Genomic DNA, 24,727 nt, shown 5'->3' on the forward strand with positions numbered 1-24,727 from the left:
CTAAAATTTAGGAGTTATTATGGAGCTTTCAGCGTTAACGGCTATCTCTCCAGTGGATGGTCGCTACGGCAGCAAAACCACTGAACTACGCAGTATTTTCAGCGAATTTGGCTTAATTAAATACCGCGTAATTGTTGAAGTGCGTTGGTTGCAAGCGTTAGCTGCAGCAAGCGATATAAAAGAAGTACCTGCATTTAGCGAAGAAGCTAATGCACTTCTAAACGCCATTGTAGATAACTTCAGCGAAGCTGATGCACAGCGCGTTAAAGATATTGAACGCACTACAAACCACGATGTTAAAGCGGTTGAATACTTATTAAAAGAAAAAGTAGCCGATAACAGTGAGCTTCATGCAATCAATGAATTTATTCACTTCGCTTGTACTTCAGAAGATATTAACAATCTATCTCATGGTTTAATGCTTAGCGAAGCACGTAACAAGGTTTTGCTTCCTTATTGCGATGAGCTTTTAAGCGCAATTAAAGAAAAAGCGATTGAGTACAAAGCAATCCCAATGATGACTCGTACGCACGGGCAACCAGCTACACCATCAACGATGGGTAAAGAGTTTGCTAACGTATACATGCGTTTAAAGCGTCAACGAGACCAAATTGCTCAAGTAGAAATGCTAGGTAAAGTTAACGGTGCTGTTGGTAACTACAACGCTCACCTTAGTGCATACCCAGATTACGACTGGCATACTCACGCAGATAAATTTGTATCAAGCTTAGGTTTAACACTTAACCCATTTACTACACAAATTGAACCGCATGACTATATTGCAGAGTTGTTTGACGCAATTGCACGTTTTAATACTATTTTGCTCGATTTTGACCGTGACATGTGGGGTTACATCGCACTTAATCACTTTAAGCAAAAAACAATTGCGGGCGAAATTGGCTCATCTACAATGCCGCATAAAGTTAACCCAATTGATTTTGAAAACTCAGAAGGTAACTTAGGTTTAGCAAACGCTATTTTTGCTCATCTTGCACAAAAATTACCAGTTTCTCGCTGGCAGCGTGACCTTACCGATTCAACGGTATTACGTAACTTAGGTGTAGGTATGGGTTATGCGATCATTGCATACCAATCAACACTTAAAGGTGTAAGCAAGCTTGAAGTAAACGAGCAACGTTTAGCTGACGAGCTTGATCAAAACTGGGAATTGCTAGCCGAGCCGATTCAAACAGTTATGCGTAAATATGGTATTGAAAAGCCATACGAAAAACTTAAAGATTTAACACGCGGCAAACGTGTAAATCAAGAAATAATGGCTGACTTTATCGATGGTCTTGACCTTCCAGAGCACGCTAAAGTAGAAATGAAAAAACTAACACCTGCTAATTACATTGGTCGTGCTGTTGAGTTTATTGATGATTTAGTTTAAAAACTAAATTGCTCTTTTAAAAAGCGAAAGGATCATCCTTTCGCTTTTTTTGTTTTAACCCCATTGCACTAACTAGTAGGCATAATGTATGTATCATTTAAAAATAAATAATTTGTCTGAGCAAGAGTTTTTAAGCCATTTTTGGCAAAAAAAGCCGCTTTTAATCAAACAAGGTTTTGCTGATTTTCAAGACCCACTTGATGCTAATGAACTTGCCGGTCTCGCAATGGAAGAAAGCATAGAGTCACGTATTATCACCAATCATAAAAATGATTGGCAAACGCACCAAGGTCCATTTGAAGACTTTGAAAAGTTAACAGACGTAAATGCCACCTTATTAGTGCAAGCTGTTGATCATTGGCATCCTGAAGCTGCACAACTACTAGAGCCATTTAGGTTTATTCCAAACTGGCGCATAGATGATTTAATGATTAGCTATTCAACGCCTAATGGTGGTGTTGGCCCACATTTAGACCAATATGACGTATTTATTATTCAAGGCGAAGGTAAACGTCATTGGCGCGTAGGCCTGCCCGATCCAACACTTAAGCAGTTTGCTCAAAACAAAAAATTACTGCAAGTAGAAGCATTTGAAGCCGTAATCGATTGCATATTAGAGCCTGGCGATATTTTATATATTCCACCAGGGTGCCCTCACGAAGGTTACGCTGTAGAAAATGCACTAAATTATTCAGTTGGTTTTAGAGCGCCAAACCAACAAGATTTATTGTCGAGCTTTGCCGATCATATTATTGATACCGAAAGCGGACAAAAACGTTATACCGATCACAACATCACATTAAGAAAATCAAAGGGTGAACTTACAAACCTTGAAGTTGATAAAGTTAAAACATTGATGGCGGCACTTTTAGAAAATGACGATTTATTTAAACAATGGCTAGGCTCAACGCTTAGTCAGCCCAAACATGAAATGGATTTAGCGCCAGTAGAGCCTCCATTTACGTCAGAGCAAATAAGCGATGATTTAAGTAATGAAGAAGCAGTGTTTGAACGCTTAGGTGGCACACGCGCTATTTATCAGCAACTCGATACAGAAGTTTTACTAAGTGTAAATGGCGAAAATTACGCTATGCCGTTAACCGACTTAGCGGCGGTAAAACTACTTACCGATAATACTGAGTTTGAAAGTTCAGCATTAAATTTAACAAAGCCAAGTTTAGTTTTTACTCAAACTTTTACTACACTTGTTAATGAGGGGATCTGGTTTAATATAAACCACGAGTAATAATACCAATTATATTAATAATGATGAGCATTTTACAGCGTAAGATATTATGTATACAGGTCAGTTAAAATTTTTAATTTTCATCTAATATTGGCTTAAATAATTTTGCTGTGATTGCTTACTCATTCTAATTTGGTATCAATAGGAGTTTGCAATGGGCTATCTGGTTGATAAGGTTGAATGGGATATAAAAAAAGATATGCTACAAAAAATTCGAGAGCGGGTTTTTGTTTACGAGTTACATATCCCCAAGCATATCGAATTTGATAGCCTAGATAAAATTGCATTACATGTACTTGTTACAGACGATGCAAACTGCCCAATAGCAACAGGTAGATTATGTAAAGATGGCTTAATCGGCAGAATAGCTGTATTACCTGAGCACCGTAATCGCAAAGTATATAAATCGCTTCTCAACTTTATTGTAGAATTAGCGTCAAACCAAGGTATTGAAGAAGTAAGCATTAATTGTATTTTAAATGAAGTAGAGCGTTTTAAGCGCAATGGCTTTATTCAGCAAGGGAATGTATTTATGGAGGCGGGAATTCCTAGGCAACGTATGCAATGCCCTGTTTCGGCGTTTAATACTACTCCCTTCACACTTGTCCATTAGATAAAGAAAAGGGCGATAAATAAGCTATCACCCTCTCTTTTTTACTTAACCCAAACCGTCGTTACTTTGCCTCATTTGCCCACAGCGGCTCATTATCATACATTTCGTACAAGCCATGTGCTCTATTGATAAGTAAGTTAGCAAAGTCTACCTGTGTTTTATCACGCGCGCCTGTACTCATAATCTGATCCGCTTTTAATTGCCACTGCAAAGAAAAGTAACGCATTGCATCACGAGCATCTGTAGCTGCACTTACTTCAGCATGATCTGTAGGTAACCGCCCTGTTACTACCCAATATGTTTTACCGTTCTGTGCTTTAAATTTCCACATTGCACAAAGTGGTGCTAAAAATCGACTGTCTTTATCAACTACTGATTTTGGCATAATGCCCTTTTCGGCTAAATGCTTTTGCGCTGTTTGAAAACATTCGCGTTGCCACTGCATTCTTTGCTCATCAGTTATAACTTGTTCTTTTGCTGTTAACGGCTTTTTTTCTTGTTGCTGCATTTTTATTAACCTTTTACTTCTTTTTTAACACTCTAAGGGCTTAGTAAATAAGGTGCAAGTATAAAACGGTCATTTGCACCTTAAAGCGCTCTGTTTGCTGTGTTTTTAGCCAAACTATTATTTTATATTGTGATCAAACGAACCCACATCACCCGGAAATACTACTGGCGACTCAACACCGTCTTTACTGACAGAGGCTACACCAAAGTAATAATTATCAATCACTACGTTTTTAAGTGTGTACTGTGAAACCTTACCAACGTATTTACTAAACTGCCATTGCGGCTCGCTCGTGTAACGCCAATAAATTTTATAGCCAGCAATATTTTCATCACTGCTTTGTTGCCATGAAAACGACGTATCAGCTGTAACAGCTCCCTTTATTTTAACTTCTTTTGGTGGTGCGGGCGCCCACGCCATAGATGCCATCGTTACCGCATTAAGTGAAGTTAACTTAGCTGTATAATCAAAATCAACGCCTTCAATAGTATCGCCATACTCAACGCCATTTTCAGTGCGTAAATCTTGATGCTGACGATCGTAGTGCTCGTTAGTTTCCATAATACGCACTGCTGCAAAACCTGCATCATTAAATGGACGATGATGCCCACCACGGCCAAATCTATCTAATCGATATACAAGCATTGTATCTAGGTTAGGAATGTATCTGTCAGCAATAGTATCTATGTAGCGCGCTAAATTTCGACTCGCCGAATCAACTTCACCACCCGTAAAGCGGCGAGTATGAGCTTGCTCTTTTGTTTCTACAACACGGGTACCTTCTGAAAATATACGCGCAGTTGTATTATCAGTTACCCCATTAATACCGGTAATATTGCCAATCATATCGTTGTTTAAAACGCCATGAACTTGCCAGTCATGCTTTTGCGCATAAGCCGTTAATATTTTTCCACCAAACAAACCCTGCTCTTCGCCCGAAAGCGCCGCGTAAACTACCGAACCATTAAATTTGTATTTACTTAAAACACGAGCAGCTTCAATTACTCCCGCTACACCTGATGCGTTATCATTTGCCCCAGGTGAATCACTCGTAAAGTCCATAACATCACTTACACGAGAATCTATATCACCCGACATAATCACCATGCGATTAGGTTCGCTTGACCCTCGTTGAATAGCCACAATGTTAACCACTTCAACAGGATTAGGAATGCGTTTTTCGCCCGATATAGTGTCCTTTACTTCAATGATTTCCAAACAACCGCCACACTGCGCGGATATTTTTTCAAATTCATTTTTTATCCAGCGCCTAGCCGCACCAATGCCTCGAGTATCCGATTTAGTTTCTGAAAGCGTATGGCGAGTACCGAAATCCACCAGCGTTTGAATGTCACTACCAATACGTTCGGCTGATACTTGAGCTGCTATATCATGTAATTTTTGCTGTTCTGTGTATTGAAGTTGTGTTTTCCCATGTGCTGATAATGCAAGTGTGCAGGCGCCTGCAATTGCAGTAAATTTAAGTAACGTTGTTGTGATTTTCAAAGGTGTTTTAAGCATCTATTAGCTCCTAATTATTATAGTGTAACCATTACTTAACTAAGATTTTATGGCAATACATTTGAGGTAGATGCAGAAAGGATCACGCTAAAGCGCATTTACAAGAGGTTATTAGGATAGTAAAAAGCCCACTACCTTTTATAGGTACTGGGCCAAAATTTATTATGCATACTTTTAATGAGTGGTTTTAATATCAAATTCTTTCAAAAAGGCCTCATGTCCTCCTAAGCTTGCAAGCACACCAGCAGAAAACATAAATATTAATACAAATGCTAAACAGCTCAAAAACTCCGAACTATTTTCAGGCTTAATATAGTAGTTAAGTAAAAAACCACTCAACACACCTATAAAAGCTATTTTGCTAAATAAAAAGTAACTTGGGATCTCAAATGCCCAAACTGAGGTATTGTTTACAAACTGCCTATATCCATACGTCATAAAAGCCAACATACCAACAATACTAATTGCAAAAGTAGACACTGTGGTTAATACGCTCATATTTTTATAAATAAGCACATACCCTAATCGTAAAGAATAGATAAATACCGCAAACCACGCTAAAACAGCAGGCCCTAAAATTAATCCCATTTCCAATCCTTGAATAACGTCTAAGTGGTTAATTGCAAATACAATATTATATTTAGAGGTTAAATTACAAACCTTGTTACACAATAATCTACAAAAAAATGTGATTTTCGTGGCACACTGTAATTGTGTATACATTAATAGTTTAAGTTATGCGTCAGCTAAAAGAAGATACAATTAAAAGTAACCTTATTGAGTCGCAGCAAAGTGCATACGGCCCCGTATGCGTGTATCAAAATAAAGAATACCGTTGGTTAACGCTTGCACAAAAAACCAATGAAGACATAACAATTCAAGGCGTTATGAACCTTACGCACCCAGAGCAAGTAATAGTACCTGTAAACCAATGTATGATGTTATTTTTACTTAAACCGGTAGATACACCAAATATATTAAATTTAGGTTTAGGCACTGCAGGGTTTGAGCGAATTATGTATCACTTGCAAAGTAGTACGCCTTACATAAACACCATCAATACATTTAACACGGTAGAAATAAACCCAAACATTGCCTTAATTGCTGCACAGCACTTTAAGTTACCAATTAAGCACAGCAGCTATTTACAATGCGCCGAACAATATATTAGCCAATGCCCTGATCACTTTAACGTAATCACTATCGATATTTTTAGTGGTGAATATCATCAGCCTTTTTTAACCAGCGATAGCTTTTGGCAAAATATAAATCGCTGCAGTGAGCAAAATACGCAAGTAATCATTAATTTAAACCCACAAACTGGCCAAGAGCTGCAAATGCTTTTAGTACTTTTAAGGCAACATTTTAAGTGCTTAGCGATAATAGAGTTTAACGAATACAAAAATATAGTAATCATACTAAGCCAGCAAACATTAATGCACATAAACGTTGATGAAATACAAAACTCACCTGTGTTTATAAATTTTGCGCCAAACCTTTATAAAAGTATTAACAGCATTTACCACATTGAATAAAATGCGTTACCGCCCAGGTTCATGTTTTTCATAGCACGGTAAGCTTGTTTCTAGCTGCTCCCAGTTAGCTTTAGACGTAACAAAATTATGCGATAATACCAGCTCAGTAATATCGTTATCGAATATTCCTAAACGAATTCGTATTCTGCTTTTGTCATCATTGTTGCTACTGTAAACCGGCGAGCCGCAACACTTACAAAAGTAACGAGTGCGCCCTGGTTTAAAACTAAATTCACTCAGCTGCTCTTGTCCTTTAGTTATTATAAAGTCCTCAGTATTTACAAAGCCATTGGTTGCAAATGCAGTCCCGCTGTTTTTTCTGCACAGTGAACAATGACAATGGATTATGCTGGTTATACAACCCGACACTTCAACGCTTACCTCACCGCACAAACACGAACCCGTATACATATAACATCCTAACTATTAAATTATTTTAAACTCAGCTGAAATTTGCTGAGTTGATTTAATGGATAAGTTTACTGGTTAATTTTTTGAATGGAATAATAATTTTTATATCTTCGCAGTTCCCACGCCATTACGTATTGCTTTAATGATTGACATAAAAACATTAAATTGGTTACATAACATTTACTTTAAAGTTATAGCCAAAACGATAATTGGTTAACCAAAAACACCTAAACTTACTGAGATCCGATTATGCATTTTAAACACACGTTACTTTTATGTTTGTTAAGCACGCTAGCGGCGTGTTCAACCATTTCTGAAAACACGTCGAGCGATTGGCTACTTATTGATGATTTTGAAAATTCACTTAGCAAGTGGCAGAGTGTCGATACGCAAAATGAAACTAAACCACAGGTTAAAAACCCACAAATAACGGTTATACAATCAGAACAAGCAACTGTATCTGCAACTACATCCACAAATCATTATTTACTAAAAAAGCCTGCACGCGATGGTATTATCGGCAATCGCAAAGCGCTTTCTTATACAAAGCTTCCACAAGCGGTTGAAGTTGGTCAAACCTACACATTTTATATACGTATAAACGTGGCTGCTTTCCCTAATAACCATGCTTTTGGATTAAGCAACCTCACGCCAGAGCTAATAAATAAACATGCGTACGATGCGTTTGAGCCAACACTTCGCGTAACCGATAAAACAGAATCAAACGGGTTTGTAAACGATGGCGCTTTAATGGTTAAAACCGACAGCGGATATAGCAACATTCAAAACTACACTACAAAACAGTCAGCTAAACCTCTGCAAACAAATACTTGGTACGACGTATGGTACGTTGTTAATAACGCAGCAGCCACAGAGCAAGGTCAGCAATATGATGTTTACGTAAAAGGTGGTGAGTTTAACAGTCAAACGCTGGTATATAAAAATGCACAATTTAGAATGAAGCGCGAACAACCTCTTATATACTTTTTAGCAAACTGTAATACAGGCCCAATTAAAAAGCCTTACGGAAATGGTGGTCTCAGATATGACGATTTATACATGAGCGAAGGAATAAACCTAAGTAACCCAACGCAATAAATAAGAATAATAGTCATAATTAGTGCCCTACAAACCTGCATTTAAAAATACTTAAATGGTATGATACTCGTCATTATTTGCCATTTAAGTTTTTAAAATGTATCGATTATTTGAAAAAATGACAAAAGCATTTCCTGAGGACCAACCCACTCAGCCGCCTTCTACTTTATTTGCTTTTTGTCGCCACTACACCAAAGGAATGGAACTGTCGTTGCTGCTTATGTCAATCAGTGCCGCCATGCTCGCTATTTTAGAGGTTTCTTTATTTAGCTACATGGGCCAACTTGTCGATTGGTTAACCGCCTACACGCCCGAAACTTTGTTTATAGAGCAAAAGTCTGAACTTATTAAAATGGCTGTCATGCTGTTATTAGTATTGCCCATTGTTGTCTTTTTCCATTCTGCTATTTTGCACCAAGCATTGCTTGGCAATTATCCTATGTCAATTCGTTGGTTAGCACATCGTTATTTACTGCGCCAAAGTGTTAGCTTTTATCAAAATGAATTTGCAGGAAGAATAGCCACTAAAGTACTGCAAACTTCTTTAGCCGTTCGCGAAACAGTGACCAAACTACTCGATGTATTAATGTATATCGTGGTTTATTTTGGCTCAATGGTATTTTTAGTTGCCGAAGCTGATTGGCGCTTAATGATCCCTTTATTAGTTTGGTTGGTTTTATACATTTGCGTGCAACTTTACTTTGTACCGCGCCTTAAAAAAATTGCCAGCTCACAAGCCGATGCGCGCTCAGAAATGACTGGTCGTATTGTTGATAGTTACACTAACATTTCAACTATTAAATTGTTTTCGTATACCCAGCGTGAAGAGCAATACGCAAAACAAAGCATGGATGTATTTTTACAGCCTGTGTACAAGCAAATGCGCTTAGTAACCAGTTTAAACTTTGTTATTCAAAGCTTAAATTACCTATTAGTATTTTCGGTTGCCGCTGTATCACTTTATTTATGGTCGCTTAGCGTAATTAGCGCCGGAGCTATTGCTGTTGCTGTTAGCTTAGCGCTTAGATTAAACGGTATGGCGCAGTGGATCATGTGGGAAATAAGCAGCTTGTTCGAAAACATTGGCACCGTAGCCGATGGTATGAAAACACTGTCGAACCCTATCGAAGTTGCCGATAAACCAAATGCTGATACGCTTAACGTAAGCCAAGGTGCTATTGAGTTTAACAACGTACACTTTAACTACGGCAAAGCTGCAAAAGAGACTAATCGCAGCCCTGTAATGAACGGTTTAAACTTAAATATTAAACCTGGCGAAAAAATTGGTTTAGTCGGTCGCTCTGGCGCGGGTAAATCAACACTTGTTAACTTATTACTGCGCTTTTACGATACCGACTCTGGAACAATAAAAATTGATGGGCAAAACATCACAGACGTTAGCCAAGAAAGCCTACGCCGCTACATAGCAATGGTAACGCAAGATACCTCCTTGCTTCATCGCTCAGTAAAAGACAATATTTTGTACGGTCGCCCCGATGCAACCCACGATGAGATGATCAACGCGACCAAACAAGCTAAGGCGCTTGAGTTTATAAACGACTTGGTCGACAGCAAAGGCAATAAAGGCTTTGATGCACAAGTGGGCGAACGCGGTGTTACGCTTTCAGGCGGTCAACGCCAACGTATTGCTATTGCACGTGTACTACTTAAAAATGCACCCATACTTATACTCGACGAAGCCACCAGCGCACTCGACTCAGAAGTAGAAGCCGCAATTCAGGCAAGTCTTGATGATTTAATGACAGGTAAAACAGTTATTGCCATAGCGCACAGGCTATCAACCATTGCACAAATGGATAGATTAATTGTACTTGATGACGGCGGCGTAGTTGAGCAAGGCACTCATGAACAATTAATCGCTAAGGGTGGAATATACGCAGCCCTATGGACACACCAAACAGGCGGGTTTATAGGCGTCGATTAGCCATTAATATTACATTACGGTAGAGGTAGTTTTATTCTGCTTCTACTTTAAACAAAAAAGCGAAGATGCCTTAAAGGCTCTTCGCTTTTTTTATCGTTATAAATAAATTTTATAACTTTTTTATAAATTAAGAGATTAGCCTTAACCCTATCATTATCAGCATAACCACATTAGCAAGTACGCCGATTAAAAAAAAGTAACTACGTGGGCTTGGGTTTTTCTCCGTTGCTATAGCGTAGTACAGCGCCATGTGAATTAAACGCGCAATTAAATATACCCAAATACACATTGCAAAAATCGGGCTTTGATAATTAATTACAAACGCAAATAACACCGTACCTATAAATAATGCACTGTTTTCAAGCGTATTATGAAACGTACGATGTGCTCTAAATATAAAGCTGTCGTGCGATAAATCCTCGTCAATTTTACCTGGTACAGCATTTGGTTCTTTAGCTTTGCTAAAAGTAGCCACAGCCCACTGTACAAGCAACATAATTAAATAGAGGTAAAATGCCAAATAGGCCGAAAGTGCAACTTCAGTCATTATTAAATCCCTTGTTTTGTTTTTAACTTAGTATTGATTGCAATTTTGAAGCCTAAGCTAACACACTGATATTCAAAGGGTTAATCTAATAAACCTAATTACATATGTAAGTAACGCACAGCATTGTATAAAATTTACTTGTTATAATTTTAAAAAATAACATCAAAACTAAACTGTATACTGCTGTATTTACTCCGATCTATAAAGTTTAAACTCTTCAAGCGAAGCATCCCATAACGCTACCTGATTACGCCCCAAGGACTTAGCCTCATAAAGAGCTAAATCAGCCTGTTCAATCAACTCAGAAGGTGTTCTGGCTTTAAATTTAATAGACGTAACCCCAAAGCTACACGTAACAGGAATATCATCAAATGTCGCTTTTTCAACTTTAATACGAATAGCCTCAGCTATACGTATTGCTTGCTCTTGAGTTGTGTTGGGCAAAATAATACAAAATTCTTCGCCACCAAAACGGGCCACGCTATCACTTTTACGTATATTAGCTTGTAAAAGTTCGGCTACGCCACAAAGTACTGTGTCACCAATGCTATGCCCATAGGTGTCGTTAACGCTTTTAAAATGATCAATATCGACCATTAAAATACAGTACTCTTCAATCTGAGGTAAATCCAAAAAGTCGCGATTCATAACCTCAAATAAAATACGACGGTTATAACAATTGGTTAAAGGGTCTCTTGCTGCCAAATAGTCTAACTCTTCATTACGTTTTTTAGAGGCAATAAAACTTCTATAAACCAGTAATACAATAGCTAAACAAGCGGCTAATAAAAATGCTAGCGCAATACTGGCGTATTTATTCTTTGAAAGCTCTAGCTCTGATATAACTCTAGCTTGGGCGGCGATTTCAATTTGATTATTTTTCTTTTCAAGCTCAAGCTGATGGCGTTTTTCTTTTTCTCTTAACGTCTCAAGCTCTATTTCCATTTTGTACGAATGCAAATGTGCTTTTTCAAGCGCCAATTTATCTTCATTTCTTTCATTTTGAATAATATCGGTTAGGGCTATTTCTTCTTCTGCATAACGAAGTGACTCTTCTATACGACCACGCAATTTTTCTGCTATTCGAATTTCACGATAGGCATATAGCATATGTAATTTATCATCTATTTCGGTTGATAAAGCGAGTGACCTTTTCAGTAAAGAAATCGCCTCATTTGTATCAATACCAATTAAAATGCCCGCAAGCGCAGTAAGCGACTTTATCTCATAAAGTTTACCACCTGCTTCTCTGGCAAACGACAATGACTCTTTGTAATACTCTATAGCCTTGTTGTTATTTCCTTGGGCACGATAAATATTACCAATAATACGTGCTGTTGTAGAAATGTACGATGTAAGGTTTTTGTTTTTATAAGTGATATAAGCTTTTTTAGCATATTGCATTGCTGATGCTAAGTCGCCAGATTCGAGGTTAATAACAGCCATTTCTCTTAAAGCTGAAGCGAGCGTTTTTTCCTCGACCATACCTTTTGGCAAATCGATAGTTATTTGATAGAAAAATTCGGCCTGATCAAACTGCCTTAATCGTGTATATACCAGTCCCATTTGATTTGATGTTTTAGCAATCCCAAGCATGTTATTTACTTTTTTATAATATAAATATGCCTCATTTATATGTTCAAGTGATTTTTCATAAAGGTTAATATGACGATAAATAATACCCGCCCCTAGTAATGCCTTAGCAAAGCCAACAGGATCGTCAATGTCTTTATATATTTCTAATGCGCGAGTGGAGTAATCAAGGGCTAAAACTAAGTTATCTAAATAACGGTGTGCTTCTGCTAGTGTATTTAAAGTACGCGCCATTAGCTTTAAATCACCTAAACTTGTGTATATTTCTAAAGTTTTTGTATAAAAGTGAGCCGTTTGCTCTCTATTTTTGAGGCGTTTATATGACTGAGCTAATTTTTTATACGTTTCACCTAACTGTCTTTGTATTAATTCGTCTTCGTCAACAAGGTATTTTAAAGCAGATGTGTATTGCGCGTTCGCGTTATTGTACTTTTTTTGTTCATAAAACGAATCCCCCTTAGTAAGGAGCACTTGCGCTATAAAAAAGTCATCGCCATACACAAGGGTTGTTGGTAATAAAGTTTCAATGCGGGTAGTAAGTTCGTCATAACGTTTTTCTTCTAATAATATATTTATATAATTAATAGATGCCTTTATTTGGTTTCGTGAATCATTTAATTTGCTGTAGTAAACAGAGGATTGTAAAAAGTGCTCGAGTGATTCATTAATATTGTTATTTTTTTTATTCGCCCTACCTAGCAAGTTATGTAGCTTTGCGCTGAGTAACGTGTCATCAGCACTTTGCGCTTGTGACAACAACGACTTACTTAGTTCAATACTTGTTATAACGTCAGTATCTATAAGTAATTCAGCTCTTTTTAGCAGCCCTGCATTAGATTCATTAGTTAAATTGTATGAGGTGGTTTCTTGTGCGTAAGCGCTGTTTAAGCTAACAAACAAAGCAAAAAGCAAAGCTTTCACTAAAAATGTAAAATTATAAATTCGCTTTACAATGAAACTATGTATTTGCGAAGGTAAATCCATATTTCGCTTATGATTCAAGTAGGTATAAAATTCCATATTTACCATTTTAGTAATTTATTATTAATACAATTCAAAAGGCTGATGATAAAATATACAAACCGGCGCAATACATCAAGTATTGCTGCTATATGAATACTTTTAATTTATAATTTTAGCATAATTATGCATAGAGCAAGCCTAGCTTCTTAGTTTTAGTGTAACTAACACAATACCATGATCGGTACTTAAATCATCACGCTCAAATTCGGGGCTTATTAAGTGACGATCATAAGTATTATACTCAATCACCTCAAAAAAACTGCCAAGGTAGCTGGCATCAAACTCACATGATAATAAAATATAATCAAGCACGGAGCTGCTCGCGCCATAATAATGTGTTGGCGCTCTTAAGGGCATAAGCTTAGTTGCATTAACATTTTTTGCTTCGTTTTCATCAGCTAAATCAAAAATGCTATTGCTTTCACTATCGCTTATTTCATCGCTAGTCATTGCCTCACCATTAGACAGTTCATCTTCGCTTAGCTGCGACTTAACAAACAAATCCCATGAATCATTTAAACAATATTTAGCGAGGTAGGTTTTAGCATCAAATGCAGGCGCAAAGCGTAGCGTACTTGTCAGTAAATGGCTTAATACGCCATCCGCAAGTTCATTATTAAAGTCCCCCATTAATAGCATGGGTTGTTGCGTAGCTTCGCGACGAGCAATCATTTGTATCATTAGTAATGTAGCTTCACTGCCACGCTGAATAGTTGAGCCCCACCCACCCGCTACATTCGCTTTTAAAATTTCAATTATGTTTTGCTCGGGTGTAAGCTCTTTGTTGTGTTCATCAACTTCAATCATTGGGCGCTTAGATTTAAAGTGCACCACATAACAATCAGTATTACCTATATGCGGCAGCGTTATAGTTGCTCTTAGTACTTTACGACTAAAAGTAAACTCACTATTAAGGCCAAGCGCATTTGCAAGCTCACTATCGTGCTCAACCGCTGCTACTTCAACTATGGGGTATTTAGAGGCGATTGCCACTACAGGGCGTTTATAAATAAAGTCATCAATCACCTCTGGCGTATCAACTACAGCAAAGTAATTATAACCTTGCTCGCCTACTAGCTCTTTTAACGAGTCAATACTAAACACTTCCTGAAAACCAATCACATCAGGGGCATGTTCTGTTAAATAATCAACAATCCAACGCTGCTTTTTAGCCCACTGCTGCGCGGTATAAATTTTCTCAAACTCATAGTATGCATTGGGCGGCTCAAGATAGTTAAACAGGTTAAATGTGGCTATTTTTAGTTGGGTGTTAATAATTCCAGATTCATCACTTTTTAAATCTGTATCTAACTGTTTAAGATATTGATTGCTGATGGGGTTCGCCTAAGTAAAGTTGAAAGTGTTGCCTGCTTATAAACTATCATTTTATTACATGTTTACGTAATAAATCAGCCACCTTAATTGTAATTTTATGCACTCTTTTATTTTAGTCTTTATTATATCCCTCAATAAATAGCATTAACGTGCTTAACCATATAAAATTCGCGGCAATTAAATATGAGCGAAGCGACATTGTAATGAGTAGAAAGATTGAACTATTAGCCCCAGGCGGTGATGTTAACGCGGTAAAAGCCGCCATTGTAGCCGGTGCTAATGCGGTTTATTGTGGATTAGATACCTTTAATGCACGTAACCGAGCGTCTAATCTTTCGTTTGATGAGCTTAACGGCGCACTTCGCCTAGCCCATGAATACGGCTGTGAAATATTTTTAACGCTAAACGTAGTTATATTAGAGCACGAAATGGGCGCGCTATTTAAGCTACTTAACCAACTCGTAAATACCACGCTCGATGGCATTATTGTGCAAGATTTAGGGTTATTCAATATAGTTAAAAAGCACTTTCCTACTTTGCATATTCACGCATCAACTCAGTTAACCACCCATAACGAATCACAGGTTGAGTTTTTAGCGCGCATTGGCGCTACACGTGTAAATTTATCGCGCGAGCTTAACCTAACTGAAATTAAAATATTGACCGACGTAGCGCACAAATGCGATGTATTAACCGAGGTGTTTGTACATGGTGCATTGTGTATTGCGTTTTCGGGGCAATGTTATTCAAGCTCAGTAAGTGTGGGTAACTCAGGTAACCGTGGTCGTTGCTCACAAGCATGTCGTGATGAATACGAGCCAACCGCCATGGGTAACAAACATCCGTTAAACTTAAAAGATAATTCAGCCTATTTTGATTTACCGGAGTTGGTAGCCGCTGGTGTTGACTCGTTAAAAGTAGAAGGCCGCATTAAAGGTGCTAACTACGTACATACCGTTATTGATAGCTGGCGCAAACAAATAGATACCTTTGTACAAACAGGTAATTTAATTGAAGATGATTCAAGCTTATACAAAGTATTTAACCGTAATTTTACTAATAAGTTTTTGCAAGGTGACATGACAAAAAACATGTTTACCGACAACCCGCGCGACCATAGCTTTGATCACGCTAACGAAAAGAGTAACGCGATTTCGGTTGTGCAAATTTACGATGCACAACAAGAACTCGCCGCAGAAAAAAATGACATTGATACGTTAGTTAAAAAGAAAATTGAGTTTTTAGATATTTCAAAGCGAGAACTACGCTTTGAGTTTAGCGGCCAATTAAACCAGCCATTTACAGTAACACTGACAATAAACGATAAACACGACAACACCCTAGCAGAGCAAAGCGCCCTTCAACCTCTACGCTTTGAAGTTCAATCGCAAATGCCTATGCAAACCGCCGATAAATCGGTTGTTGATATTGCAGCTATTGATAAACGCTTTAAAACCTTTAGTAATGCCAATTTTGAAATTAAAAATATGGATTACTCAAACTTAGGCAACAACTTAAGCATTCCCTTTAAAGAGCTTGCCCGTATTAAGAAGCAAGTCGCGTTTTTATTAAACGAAGGAAAAGACGTACTCGCCCCTGTTGAACTGCCAAAACTAGTAAACCACCCTAAAGCCGATAACAAAACAACACTCTCTATTTTAATATCGGACATAAAAGATGTTCATCTATGTGATTTAACAGGTGGCGATGTTTACTTTAAATTACCAGAGAGCTTTAGAACCGATAACGATAAATACATTAATGTATTTTTAGAGCACCCACAGTTAATTCCGTGGTTTCCGGCGGTGTTAATTGGTAAAGATTTTGAAGAAGCGGTACGTTTACTCGAGGTTGTAAAACCTAAGCTTATTATTAGTAACAACACTGGCGTTGCATTTAAAGCAGTACAAATGGGTATTGACTGGATTGCAGGCCCGTTGTTAAACACCACAAACTCTTATGCGTTACTAACACTACAAGAAGATTTAAACGCAAAAGGCGCGTTTATTTCAAACGAAATAAACAAACCACAAATGCGTAATATTAAACGCCCTAACAATTTTAAAATGATGTACAGCATTTATCATCCAATACTAATGATGACTAGCCGACAATGTTTTTTCCAGCAAACAGTAGGATGTAAAAAACCACGCATTGACGCAAGCTGTATGCTGAGCTGTAAAAAAGAAACCACCGTTACCAATGTTAAAGGTATTAGTTTTGCTATTGATAAACAAAAAGGCGGCTACCCAAGTATTTACAACCATGAGCAATTTTTAAACATGAATATTGTGAGTGACTTTGCCGACAAATTTGACGAGTTTATGATTGATTTAACCGACATTGGTTCAGGCGATAAAGAAAAGCTGGATAAAGCTGTGTTACTTGCGCATTTTCAAGATTTAATTAACGGGAAAACACAAGCGGTTGAACACTTAAATAGCTTGGTTAAAGTACAAACCCGCCAGCAGTATGTTGAAGGCCTAAACAGCTAAGGTAACTAACATGACATTGCCATTATTATATTCATTACAACACTGCCCATACGCAATGCGTGCACGAATGGGTATTTTAATGGCAGAGCAACACGTGTTACTACGCGCTATAAAAACTAAAAATAAACCGCCGCATCTTTTACAAATATCACCAAAAGGCACGGTGCCAGTTTTATTATTACCTAATGGCCAAGTAATAGATGAAAGCCTTGATATTATGCTATGGGCATTAGAGCAAAATGACCCGCATAATTTACTGCATACTCAAAACCCATTAGCACTTGAGCGCATGCTTGAATTAATTAAGTTAAACGACACACAATTTAAACCAGTGCTCGAAAAGTACAAGTTTTACGCTCGCACAAAAGACATGGCACAAATTTACTACCAAAAAGCCTGCGAAGAGTTTATTAAGCAATTCGAAGCAAAACTAACCACGCATAAATACTTAATGGGCAATGAAAAAAGTCTAGCCGATTATGCCCTGCTGCCATTTATTAGACAGTTTGCCCGTGTAGATAAACACTGGTACTTACAAAGTGAATACACGCATGTACGCGCATGGTTAAACGAGTTTTTACACGCCCCTATGTTCACCAAAGTCATGGCCAAATTTGATTTGTATATGGACTGCGGCGAAGAGTTTTTGTACGGCGTTAAAAAGCCTTAACTTAGCCTTTGTTTTATAAGGAATTACATTACTATAACTAGCTGTAAATCTTAGCATTGAATTATTCTCATCATCGGATTTAAGCCCTATATTTACGCTATACTGCCTCCCCATTATTAACAAACGCTATGCATTATGAACTACTCAAACTTTGGCACTAAATTTACACAACCCAACGGCATTACCCAATTAATGGAAGACTTAGGCGGGGCTAAAAACAGTAACAATCCTAATATTGTTATGCTGGGTGGCGGTAACCCCGCATTAGTACCACAAGTAAATGAGGTTTTTTTAAGTGAATTACAAAAACTTGTTGCCAGCAATAAAGTATCGCAAGTATTTGGGCTTTACGATGGCCCAACCGGTAACGACGAGTTTAGAGCAGCATTAGCTGGCCAGCTAAGTAAAGAGTACGCATGGGATATTAGTGCCGATAACGTAGCACTCGGTAATGGCAGTCAAGCTAACTTTTTTGTGCTGTTTAATATGTTGGCAGGCGAAATGCCGGATGGCAGCCATAAAAAGATTTTATTCCCCCTCGCGCCAGAGTATATAGGTTATGCCGATCAAGGTTTATCGGCTGATATGTTTGTTGCCATAAAGCCTGATATCGAAATTTTGAATACAGGCAGCACATCAAAACAGTTTAAATACGTCATTGATTTTAAAGCAGTTGAAAAAACACTAGCAAACGACCGCAGTATAAGCGCGCTGTGCGTATCACGCCCTACTAACCCAACAGGTAATGTAATTACTGACGATGAAGTAAAACACCTTGATTTGCTTGCTAAGCAATATGGTATTCCACTCATTATTGATAACGCATATGGCGATCCGTTCCCAGGTTGTATTTACACCGATGCAAACCTAACGTGGAACTCAAATATTATTTTATGTATGTCACTTTCAAAACTGGGCCTACCGGGTTTACGCAGCGGTATTGTGGTTGCCAATAATGAGATTATTAAAGCAATTGGCCGCGTAAACGGCAGCATGGTTTTATCGCCAAACAGTATTGGCCCAAGCTTAGTGACACGCTTAATTAACGACGACGAACTACTGCCACTGTGCCGTAATGTTGTACTGCCTTTTTATCGTAATAAAGCACACATAGCAATTGAGTTGTTTGACGAAGTATTTGCCGAACTGCCTGTTTATTTGCACAAAGTTGAAGGTGCATTTTTTATGTGGCTGTGGTTTAAAGATGCAAAAATAACAAGCGAGGTGTTGTATCAACAACTTAAAGAGCAAGACGTGTATGTGATCCCAGGTCATAACTTTTTTATCGGCATTGACGATGATTGGGCGCACAAGCACGAGTGTATCCGTATTAACTATGCTACCGATGCAAGTACACTAAAAAAAGGCTTAGAAGCAATCAAAGCACTAATAAAGTAAATGCATTGATATTGTTATTAATAGCAATATCGGCATTCGTCATTTAACTTGCGTCGCTTATACATTCTCTTGTAATTTACTGCATAAAATATTGTGCTTTTTTATGCGGTAAACATTAACTAAATTTTGAGACTTCGCGTGTAACCTCTACTCGCACCACTTATTCGTTTAAAGTTTATGCAAACGCATTGTATCCCCTTTAAATTTATATACAAGTTGGTATCCTACGCGACCTTTTTTAATAGCAATTCGCTTAATTGAGTGATCTATTCTGAGGTGAGAAAATCGTGTCGATAACCAGGCAAAAATTTCGTTATTTAGTTGTTCTCGGCAATTGCTCCTGCATTGCTCTACCTCCTGCATCCATGCAGTCGTATATCAGAAATTTTTAACGCAGTTAGCGTCAGATTTAATCCCTCAAATTGATTAAGTATTATTGCGGAATGGTATAACATATACTGGTAAAAAAGAACCAGCCAAGAGGCGATATCGCTGCAGGGCACTTACTCTAAGTGGCAGCAATAACACAACAGGCATCGCGTATAAATATCGGTTTTAAGCGTTAGATGTAACTTTAAATAGCAACATGCAATAGCACTATTAAGGTCAATTATGCGATTAGGACCAGGACTACTCGTCACCGCTGCCTTCATTGGACCAGGGACCATTACTACCGCCAGCGTGGCAGGTGCAAACTTTGGTTTTGCACTTATATGGACGTTACTGTTTTCAGTAATTGCCACTATATTATTACAATCCATGGCGGCGCGCCTTGGCGTTACTACCGGGCAAGATTTAGCACAAGCTCTTAGAGCTAATATTCAAACGCCTTTATTTAAATCTTTAGCTATATTTTTAGTTATTAGCGCCATTGGCGTAGGCAGTGCAGCTTATGAAGCGGGTAACTTAAGTGGCGCTAGCATGGGATTAATTGAAATATTCCCTCAAATTAACTCCCAACTATGGACACCACTTATTGCTTTGTTAAGTGCTGCTTTACTGTATAGCGGCAAACATAAAGTGGTTGAAAACGCGCTAATTTTACTCGTTATTTTAATGAGTTTAGTGTTTATCTCAACACTTGTAATGGCTGCCCCTTCGCTCGCTGATGTATTTGCTGGTTTTATCCCTAGTATGCCTGAAGGTTCTATTACAACTATATTGGCATTAGTCGGTACGACCATTGTGCCGTACAACTTATTTTTACACTCCGGCGTACTCGCTGCCAGACACGACAGTAGCAGCGATATGCAAAAAATGATTAAAGAAACAAATGTTGATACAGGCCTATCAATCACTTTAGGCGGTGTCATCACGTTAGCTATTTTATCTACTGCTTCCGTTGCATTTTATGGTACCGATGCGGGGCAAATTAGTGCGGCTAACATGGCCGTGCAACTAGAGCCATTACTTGGCGACGCCGCTCATTACTTTTTTGCTATTGGCTTGTTTGCAGCAGGTTTAACAAGCGCTATTACAGCGCCACTTGCCGGTGCTTACGCCGTATGTGGCATGTTAGGTTGGTCAAACGATATGGGTAACTTACGCTTTAAAGGCGTTGCTATTATTATTTTATTGTTTGGTACTGCGGTGGCCTCATTAGGTTTAGACCCAGTAGCGGTGATTATATTCGCACAAGCGGCTAACGGGTTATTACTCCCTATTGTTAGCACCTACCTTGTATGGCTGGTTAATCAAAAAGGGGTTATGGGAAACTACACAAATTCTTTGCTGTTAAACCTGGTAACCCTACCCGTTTTAATCCTAATTTTTGGGTTAAGTAGCTACAAATTGATTAGTTTAATTTTTTAATTAATTTCTAAAGGCCATATTTAAAGCCCGCTGTTTATAATAAACAGCGGGCTTTATTTATTAATCACTATATAACGTATAAACCGTACTTATATTCACACATCTAACACGCTTTTTGGTTTTTAGTTACTTTAAATAATTGCGAAAATGTAAAACCACCTACCGCGCCTGCAAGCAGTTGAGCATAAAAACCCCAGCCTCTTGCGCCCGCTATAATATGAATATTCATAATTGATTCAATGGCAATTAACACAATAGCAAATGCCACAATGCCAGCAATAACAAATAACTGAGTAGTGTATTTTTGAACCTTTTTATTAAGCTTTGCGGTAACAAAAAAAGCGATGGCAAGTGCTAGGGCAATAATAGCGCCGTAGGTAGGTAATAGGCCTAACCAATCATCAAGCGTTAAACTAGCCCGATCACTCAAGAGCACCACTACACCTACATTAACTAATTGATTGACAACGTATTGGCTATGAAACAAGCTAGCTAGTGTGAATGTAAGTAACCAAGAAACTAAAAATGAAGGCAATACACGTGTTAAAAACGACATTGTTATCTCAACTTAAAATAAAGCTTTTTTCTTATACTGGCCATGCTAGCAAAGGCTTGCCCGGTAAACAATGTATCTCTTTTTTTACTCTGCTTTCGCTTTGTGCGTTTTCTGTTAATGCAAGCGCTGCGCTACCAAAGGAGCAATACAGTACACAAACACTGGCTACGCAATTACAGTCTCCGTGGAGCATGGTTGAACTACCAAACGGCACATGGTTAATTACAGAGCGTGATGGTCATGTAGTTATAGTTAAGAACAACGTGCAATCAAGAGTAAAATTAAACCTTGAGGGCTTATACGTTGCGGGCCAAGGTGGTTTACTCGACATTGTTTTATCACCAGATTATAACGACTCAAAAGAAGTTATTTTTACTTATGCCCAAGGTGATGCAAGCGCAAACAGGCTGGTTGTTGCCAAAGCCACGTTTAATGGCACTGACTTTTCAAAGCCCAACGTTATTTATAAAGTAGCGACTGATAAAAACACACCGCAACATTACGCAGGACGCGCCCTTGTCTTACCCGACAATACATTATTAGTTTCAACGGGCGATGGGTATGACTTTAGAGAGCAAGCACAAGTTATCACCAGCCAACTTGGTAAAATATTACGTATAAACCTAGATGGCACCATTCCAACAGATAACCCATTTATTTATCATAAAAACCTAAATGCACATGCTGTCTACTCACTTGGTCATCGTAACCCTCAAGGCTTAGTTTATGATTACGATACGCAGCAAATTGTTAGCCACGAGCACGGCCCTGCAGGCGGTGACGAGCTAAATTACTTAACCGCTAGCACTAATTACGGCTGGCCGGTAATCACCTATGGCAAAGATTACTCGCAAGCGCGTATTTCACCCTTTACCGAATATAAAGGCATGCAAAAACCAAGTGTTAATTGGACTCCATCAATAGCGCCATCAGGCATGGCGTATTACGGCTCTAAACATGCAGCTTTTCCTTCGTTACAGCAACATGTGCTTATCACTACCCTTGTTGATAAAAAGCTCTACAGCGTTAATCTGCTAAGTGGTGAATTTACACAGTCTCACGTATTTCCTAATGCCGCAGGCAGGTTAAGAGATGTGTTTATAACTGATAAGGGTAACGTCGCGGTATTAATGGATGGAAAAAATGCAGAGCTGATGTTAGTGAAGCCAAATTAGTTCACAAAGAGAGTTAAGGCGCTTCGCTTTTAGAGGATAATAGCGGCTTTAGGGAACCGCTTTAATCACTCACAATCAGACAATGGCTCACTAATTGTGAGTGTATGAGTACCAAAATTTAATATAGCTTGGTATTTTCTAAAAAATGGAGAGCCTAATAATCCATATATTGTATTGCCACCACCAGCAGCCTGTACATGGTCTCGGTTTAGTGATAAAAACTGTGTACTTTCATACAACTGGCATGCCAATTCAAATTTTAAAACGTCTAGTGAAAGCTAGGAAGTCCAACGAAAGCTGGTAGTGATCATAAATTCAATGGTGCGAGATAGTGTCATGCGGGATCCTAAAATCGTTTGAAATTAGGAATTGACACCATAGTCACTTGTTATGTGTATATTGCACTCAAGGCCAAGTTCTACAACTTAAAGAGTTACCACCTTTATCAAAACCCCAAGCAATTATGATTTCCGTTTTAGGATCAACATCGTAATAAATAAGACATTTACCGACAAAGTCTTTAATACTGTAATTCGGTAATACTTCTTGCCTGCTAAAATGGTATCTCAAAAAACCAGTATCTAATGTTGTAATATTGGTTAACCCTTCGCCTGCGATTAAATAATCCGATCTTATCAACTCACCAGCATCGGGTGATTTAGAAAGCTTTTGATTATTTATATTCTCACCAATATTCATATTCAGATATCTCTGATAGTCCTTATGACCGACAGTGCAACCCGAAAGGAAAAATAAAAGGAAAATACTAGCAATTATTTTCTTAAATTGTTCAAACACTGGAATATTGCACCATATAGATTTATACACATTACGCCCGCCTAAGCGGCAATTTAATAATGGGCTAAAATATTGAGCGCAGCGACAATAGCCCATTGTTAATTGTCCGAGCGAACTTAAGAGCGAATTGAGGCGCTTGTTATGTGTATTTTAAACTGAACCAAATATTTCTAGTTTATTGGTATCAAGAACAAAAATTGATAAAATCTCAGATTTAACTGAATAAATAAGTTTGCCCCCCTCTTTGAGCACGACTTTACCCAGTAACTGATTGAACAACCACTCCCTAGGCATAGATTCAGCAATAATTGAGGAATGAACCAATGCGTCACATTTATAAAGTTTTTGAACTAGTTGGAAAGTATTCAATTTATGATGACACTCAATTATGCAAGTGACTCCTTTTCGCTTCCAAGTTTTTTCAATATGAACCCATTCGTTTTTGAAGCCAGTGGATTTAAACTGTTCTATGGCATCAAACACTTCTGATTTCGGCAACTCAGCATATTTTTCAGCAACCTCAAAACCATGTTTTAGAATTTTCTCGAAAGCTAAATACTTTTCATCATCTGAGTGAATGAAACACCCTAAATCTTGTGAGATATTAACATGGGCAATTGCAGGATCTTTTCCCAGGCTAAACTCAGTTTCTACTGGTAACTTAGAGCAACTTATAACTAGTCTTGAAAATTTGCTACGAAAGTTAAGTGGGTATAAATGCCTTTCAATGAAATGAACCATAGATCTAGAATTCACAATCACAGTTTTTTGTTCTTCTTCGGTGTACGTGCTATCTAATACTAATTGAATATCCCAAAATCGAGTCATACTCACAACTTTCCCAATACACATACGCCGCATTAAGCGGAAAATTATAGTTGGCTAAAATGTTTGAGGAACGAAAAACAGCCAACTGTAAATTTTCCGTTTAAATGCCTTGTATGGATAATAAACCCATAAATTAATTAATACTTTAACCAAGTTCGGGTAATGTGAGGCCCAAGCTTTGGCTGCAACCAAAGCCTTTTATACAGTAGTTCGATTGATTGAAGGCTCCT

21 protein-coding genes are annotated in these 24,727 nt (G+C 38.1%); 11 read left to right on the top strand and 10 right to left on the bottom strand.

Annotation, left to right across the window (positions count from 1 at the left end; translation table 11 throughout):
* The first annotated feature begins 19 nt into the window (after positions 1-19).
* The 3 genes from purB to H5161_RS11085 all read left to right on the top strand — a co-directional run bounded on the left by purB (position 20) and on the right by H5161_RS11085 (position 3,249).
* Entirely contained in the window at positions 20-1,390 is a 1,371-nt protein-coding gene (gene purB / locus H5161_RS11075) for an adenylosuccinate lyase (protein WP_149602566.1), read from the top strand.
* An 88-nt stretch (positions 1,391-1,478) separates the two neighbouring features.
* Positions 1,479-2,636: a cupin domain-containing protein gene (locus H5161_RS11080; RefSeq protein WP_182769278.1), complete on the top strand. Its 1,158-nt coding sequence runs from the start codon at positions 1,479-1,481 to the stop codon at positions 2,634-2,636.
* Positions 2,637-2,790: 154 nt separating this feature from the next.
* The gene (locus H5161_RS11085) at positions 2,791-3,249 is read left to right on the top strand and encodes a GNAT family N-acetyltransferase (protein ID WP_024594684.1); all 459 of its coding nucleotides are present in this window, start codon (positions 2,791-2,793) and stop codon (positions 3,247-3,249) included.
* A 61-nt stretch (positions 3,250-3,310) separates the two neighbouring features.
* Here the strand turns inward: H5161_RS11085 and H5161_RS11090 are convergent, their stop codons facing one another.
* The 3 genes from H5161_RS11090 to H5161_RS11100 form a co-directional block, all read right to left on the bottom strand.
* On the bottom strand, positions 3,311-3,757 hold the full coding sequence (locus tag H5161_RS11090) for a DUF4826 family protein (RefSeq protein ID WP_024594685.1): 447 nt from the start codon (positions 3,755-3,757) through the stop codon (positions 3,311-3,313).
* 117 nt (positions 3,758-3,874) lie between these two features.
* Positions 3,875-5,278 carry a M28 family peptidase gene (locus tag H5161_RS11095; protein ID WP_182769279.1) on the bottom strand — a complete coding sequence of 468 codons (1,404 nt, stop codon included), beginning with the start codon at positions 5,276-5,278 and terminating at the stop codon, positions 3,875-3,877.
* A gap of 174 nt (positions 5,279-5,452) precedes the next feature.
* Positions 5,453-5,866 carry a hypothetical protein gene (locus H5161_RS11100; RefSeq protein ID WP_002962719.1) on the bottom strand — a complete coding sequence of 138 codons (414 nt, stop codon included), beginning with the start codon at positions 5,864-5,866 and terminating at the stop codon, positions 5,453-5,455.
* A gap of 149 nt (positions 5,867-6,015) precedes the next feature.
* Between H5161_RS11100 and H5161_RS11105 the strand changes: the two genes are divergently transcribed.
* Positions 6,016-6,813: a hypothetical protein gene (locus H5161_RS11105; RefSeq protein WP_182769280.1), complete on the top strand. Its 798-nt coding sequence runs from the start codon at positions 6,016-6,018 to the stop codon at positions 6,811-6,813.
* Between the two features lie 6 nt (positions 6,814-6,819).
* On the opposite strand, the gene H5161_RS11110 is transcribed toward H5161_RS11105, so the two are convergent.
* Complete coding sequence (locus tag H5161_RS11110) at positions 6,820-7,224, bottom strand: GFA family protein (protein WP_182769281.1); 405 nt, start codon at positions 7,222-7,224, stop codon at positions 6,820-6,822.
* Between the two features lie 249 nt (positions 7,225-7,473).
* Between H5161_RS11110 and H5161_RS11115 the strand changes: the two genes are divergently transcribed.
* Together H5161_RS11115 and H5161_RS11120 are read left to right on the top strand one after the other, a co-directional pair.
* Positions 7,474-8,322 carry a hypothetical protein gene (locus H5161_RS11115; protein WP_182769282.1) on the top strand — a complete coding sequence of 283 codons (849 nt, stop codon included), beginning with the start codon at positions 7,474-7,476 and terminating at the stop codon, positions 8,320-8,322.
* Between the two features lie 97 nt (positions 8,323-8,419).
* Entirely contained in the window at positions 8,420-10,267 is a 1,848-nt protein-coding gene (locus tag H5161_RS11120) for an ABC transporter ATP-binding protein (protein WP_154903025.1), read from the top strand.
* Positions 10,268-10,394: 127 nt separating this feature from the next.
* Here the strand turns inward: H5161_RS11120 and H5161_RS11125 are convergent, their stop codons facing one another.
* The 3 genes from H5161_RS11125 to H5161_RS11135 all read right to left on the bottom strand — a co-directional run bounded on the left by H5161_RS11125 (position 10,395) and on the right by H5161_RS11135 (position 14,672).
* Positions 10,395-10,814: an MAPEG family protein gene (locus H5161_RS11125; protein WP_002963227.1), complete on the bottom strand. Its 420-nt coding sequence runs from the start codon at positions 10,812-10,814 to the stop codon at positions 10,395-10,397.
* Between the two features lie 189 nt (positions 10,815-11,003).
* Positions 11,004-13,328 carry a diguanylate cyclase gene (locus H5161_RS11130; protein ID WP_310737009.1) on the bottom strand — a complete coding sequence of 775 codons (2,325 nt, stop codon included), beginning with the start codon at positions 13,326-13,328 and terminating at the stop codon, positions 11,004-11,006.
* A 240-nt stretch (positions 13,329-13,568) separates the two neighbouring features.
* The gene (locus tag H5161_RS11135; protein WP_182769287.1) at positions 13,569-14,672 is read right to left on the bottom strand and encodes an endonuclease/exonuclease/phosphatase family protein; all 1,104 of its coding nucleotides are present in this window, start codon (positions 14,670-14,672) and stop codon (positions 13,569-13,571) included.
* 296 nt (positions 14,673-14,968) lie between these two features.
* On the opposite strand from H5161_RS11135, the gene H5161_RS11140 reads away from it, so the two are divergent.
* The 4 genes from H5161_RS11140 (at position 14,969) to H5161_RS11155 (ending at position 21,140) form a co-directional block, all read left to right on the top strand.
* Positions 14,969-17,260: a peptidase U32 family protein gene (locus tag H5161_RS11140; protein ID WP_182715551.1), complete on the top strand. Its 2,292-nt coding sequence runs from the start codon at positions 14,969-14,971 to the stop codon at positions 17,258-17,260.
* 10 nt (positions 17,261-17,270) lie between these two features.
* Positions 17,271-17,930, top strand: a complete 660-nt coding sequence (locus tag H5161_RS11145; protein WP_182715552.1) for a glutathione S-transferase — start codon at positions 17,271-17,273, stop codon at positions 17,928-17,930.
* Between the two features lie 135 nt (positions 17,931-18,065).
* Complete coding sequence (locus tag H5161_RS11150; RefSeq protein ID WP_182715553.1) at positions 18,066-19,328, top strand: valine--pyruvate transaminase; 1,263 nt, start codon at positions 18,066-18,068, stop codon at positions 19,326-19,328.
* 612 nt (positions 19,329-19,940) lie between these two features.
* Complete coding sequence (locus H5161_RS11155; protein ID WP_182715554.1) at positions 19,941-21,140, top strand: Nramp family divalent metal transporter; 1,200 nt, start codon at positions 19,941-19,943, stop codon at positions 21,138-21,140.
* A gap of 103 nt (positions 21,141-21,243) precedes the next feature.
* On the opposite strand, the gene H5161_RS11160 is transcribed toward H5161_RS11155, so the two are convergent.
* Positions 21,244-21,696, bottom strand: coding sequence for a hypothetical protein (locus tag H5161_RS11160; RefSeq protein ID WP_182715555.1), 453 nt, complete (start codon positions 21,694-21,696; stop codon positions 21,244-21,246).
* Here H5161_RS11160 and H5161_RS11165 point away from each other — a divergent pair.
* Positions 21,681-22,871: a PQQ-dependent sugar dehydrogenase gene (locus tag H5161_RS11165; RefSeq protein ID WP_182769284.1), complete on the top strand. Its 1,191-nt coding sequence runs from the start codon at positions 21,681-21,683 to the stop codon at positions 22,869-22,871. The genes H5161_RS11160 and H5161_RS11165 overlap by 16 nt on opposite strands.
* 405 nt (positions 22,872-23,276) lie before the next feature.
* Here the strand turns inward: H5161_RS11165 and H5161_RS11170 are convergent, their stop codons facing one another.
* Positions 23,277-23,669: a hypothetical protein gene (locus H5161_RS11170; protein WP_154903017.1), complete on the bottom strand. Its 393-nt coding sequence runs from the start codon at positions 23,667-23,669 to the stop codon at positions 23,277-23,279.
* 150 nt (positions 23,670-23,819) lie between these two features.
* Complete coding sequence (locus H5161_RS11175; protein ID WP_182769285.1) at positions 23,820-24,503, bottom strand: hypothetical protein; 684 nt, start codon at positions 24,501-24,503, stop codon at positions 23,820-23,822.
* Positions 24,504-24,727 lie beyond the last annotated feature (224 nt).

Origin of the sequence: Pseudoalteromonas sp. SG43-5, assembly GCF_014164345.1 — a bacterium.
Lineage (GTDB): Bacteria > Pseudomonadota > Gammaproteobacteria > Enterobacterales > Alteromonadaceae > Pseudoalteromonas > Pseudoalteromonas distincta.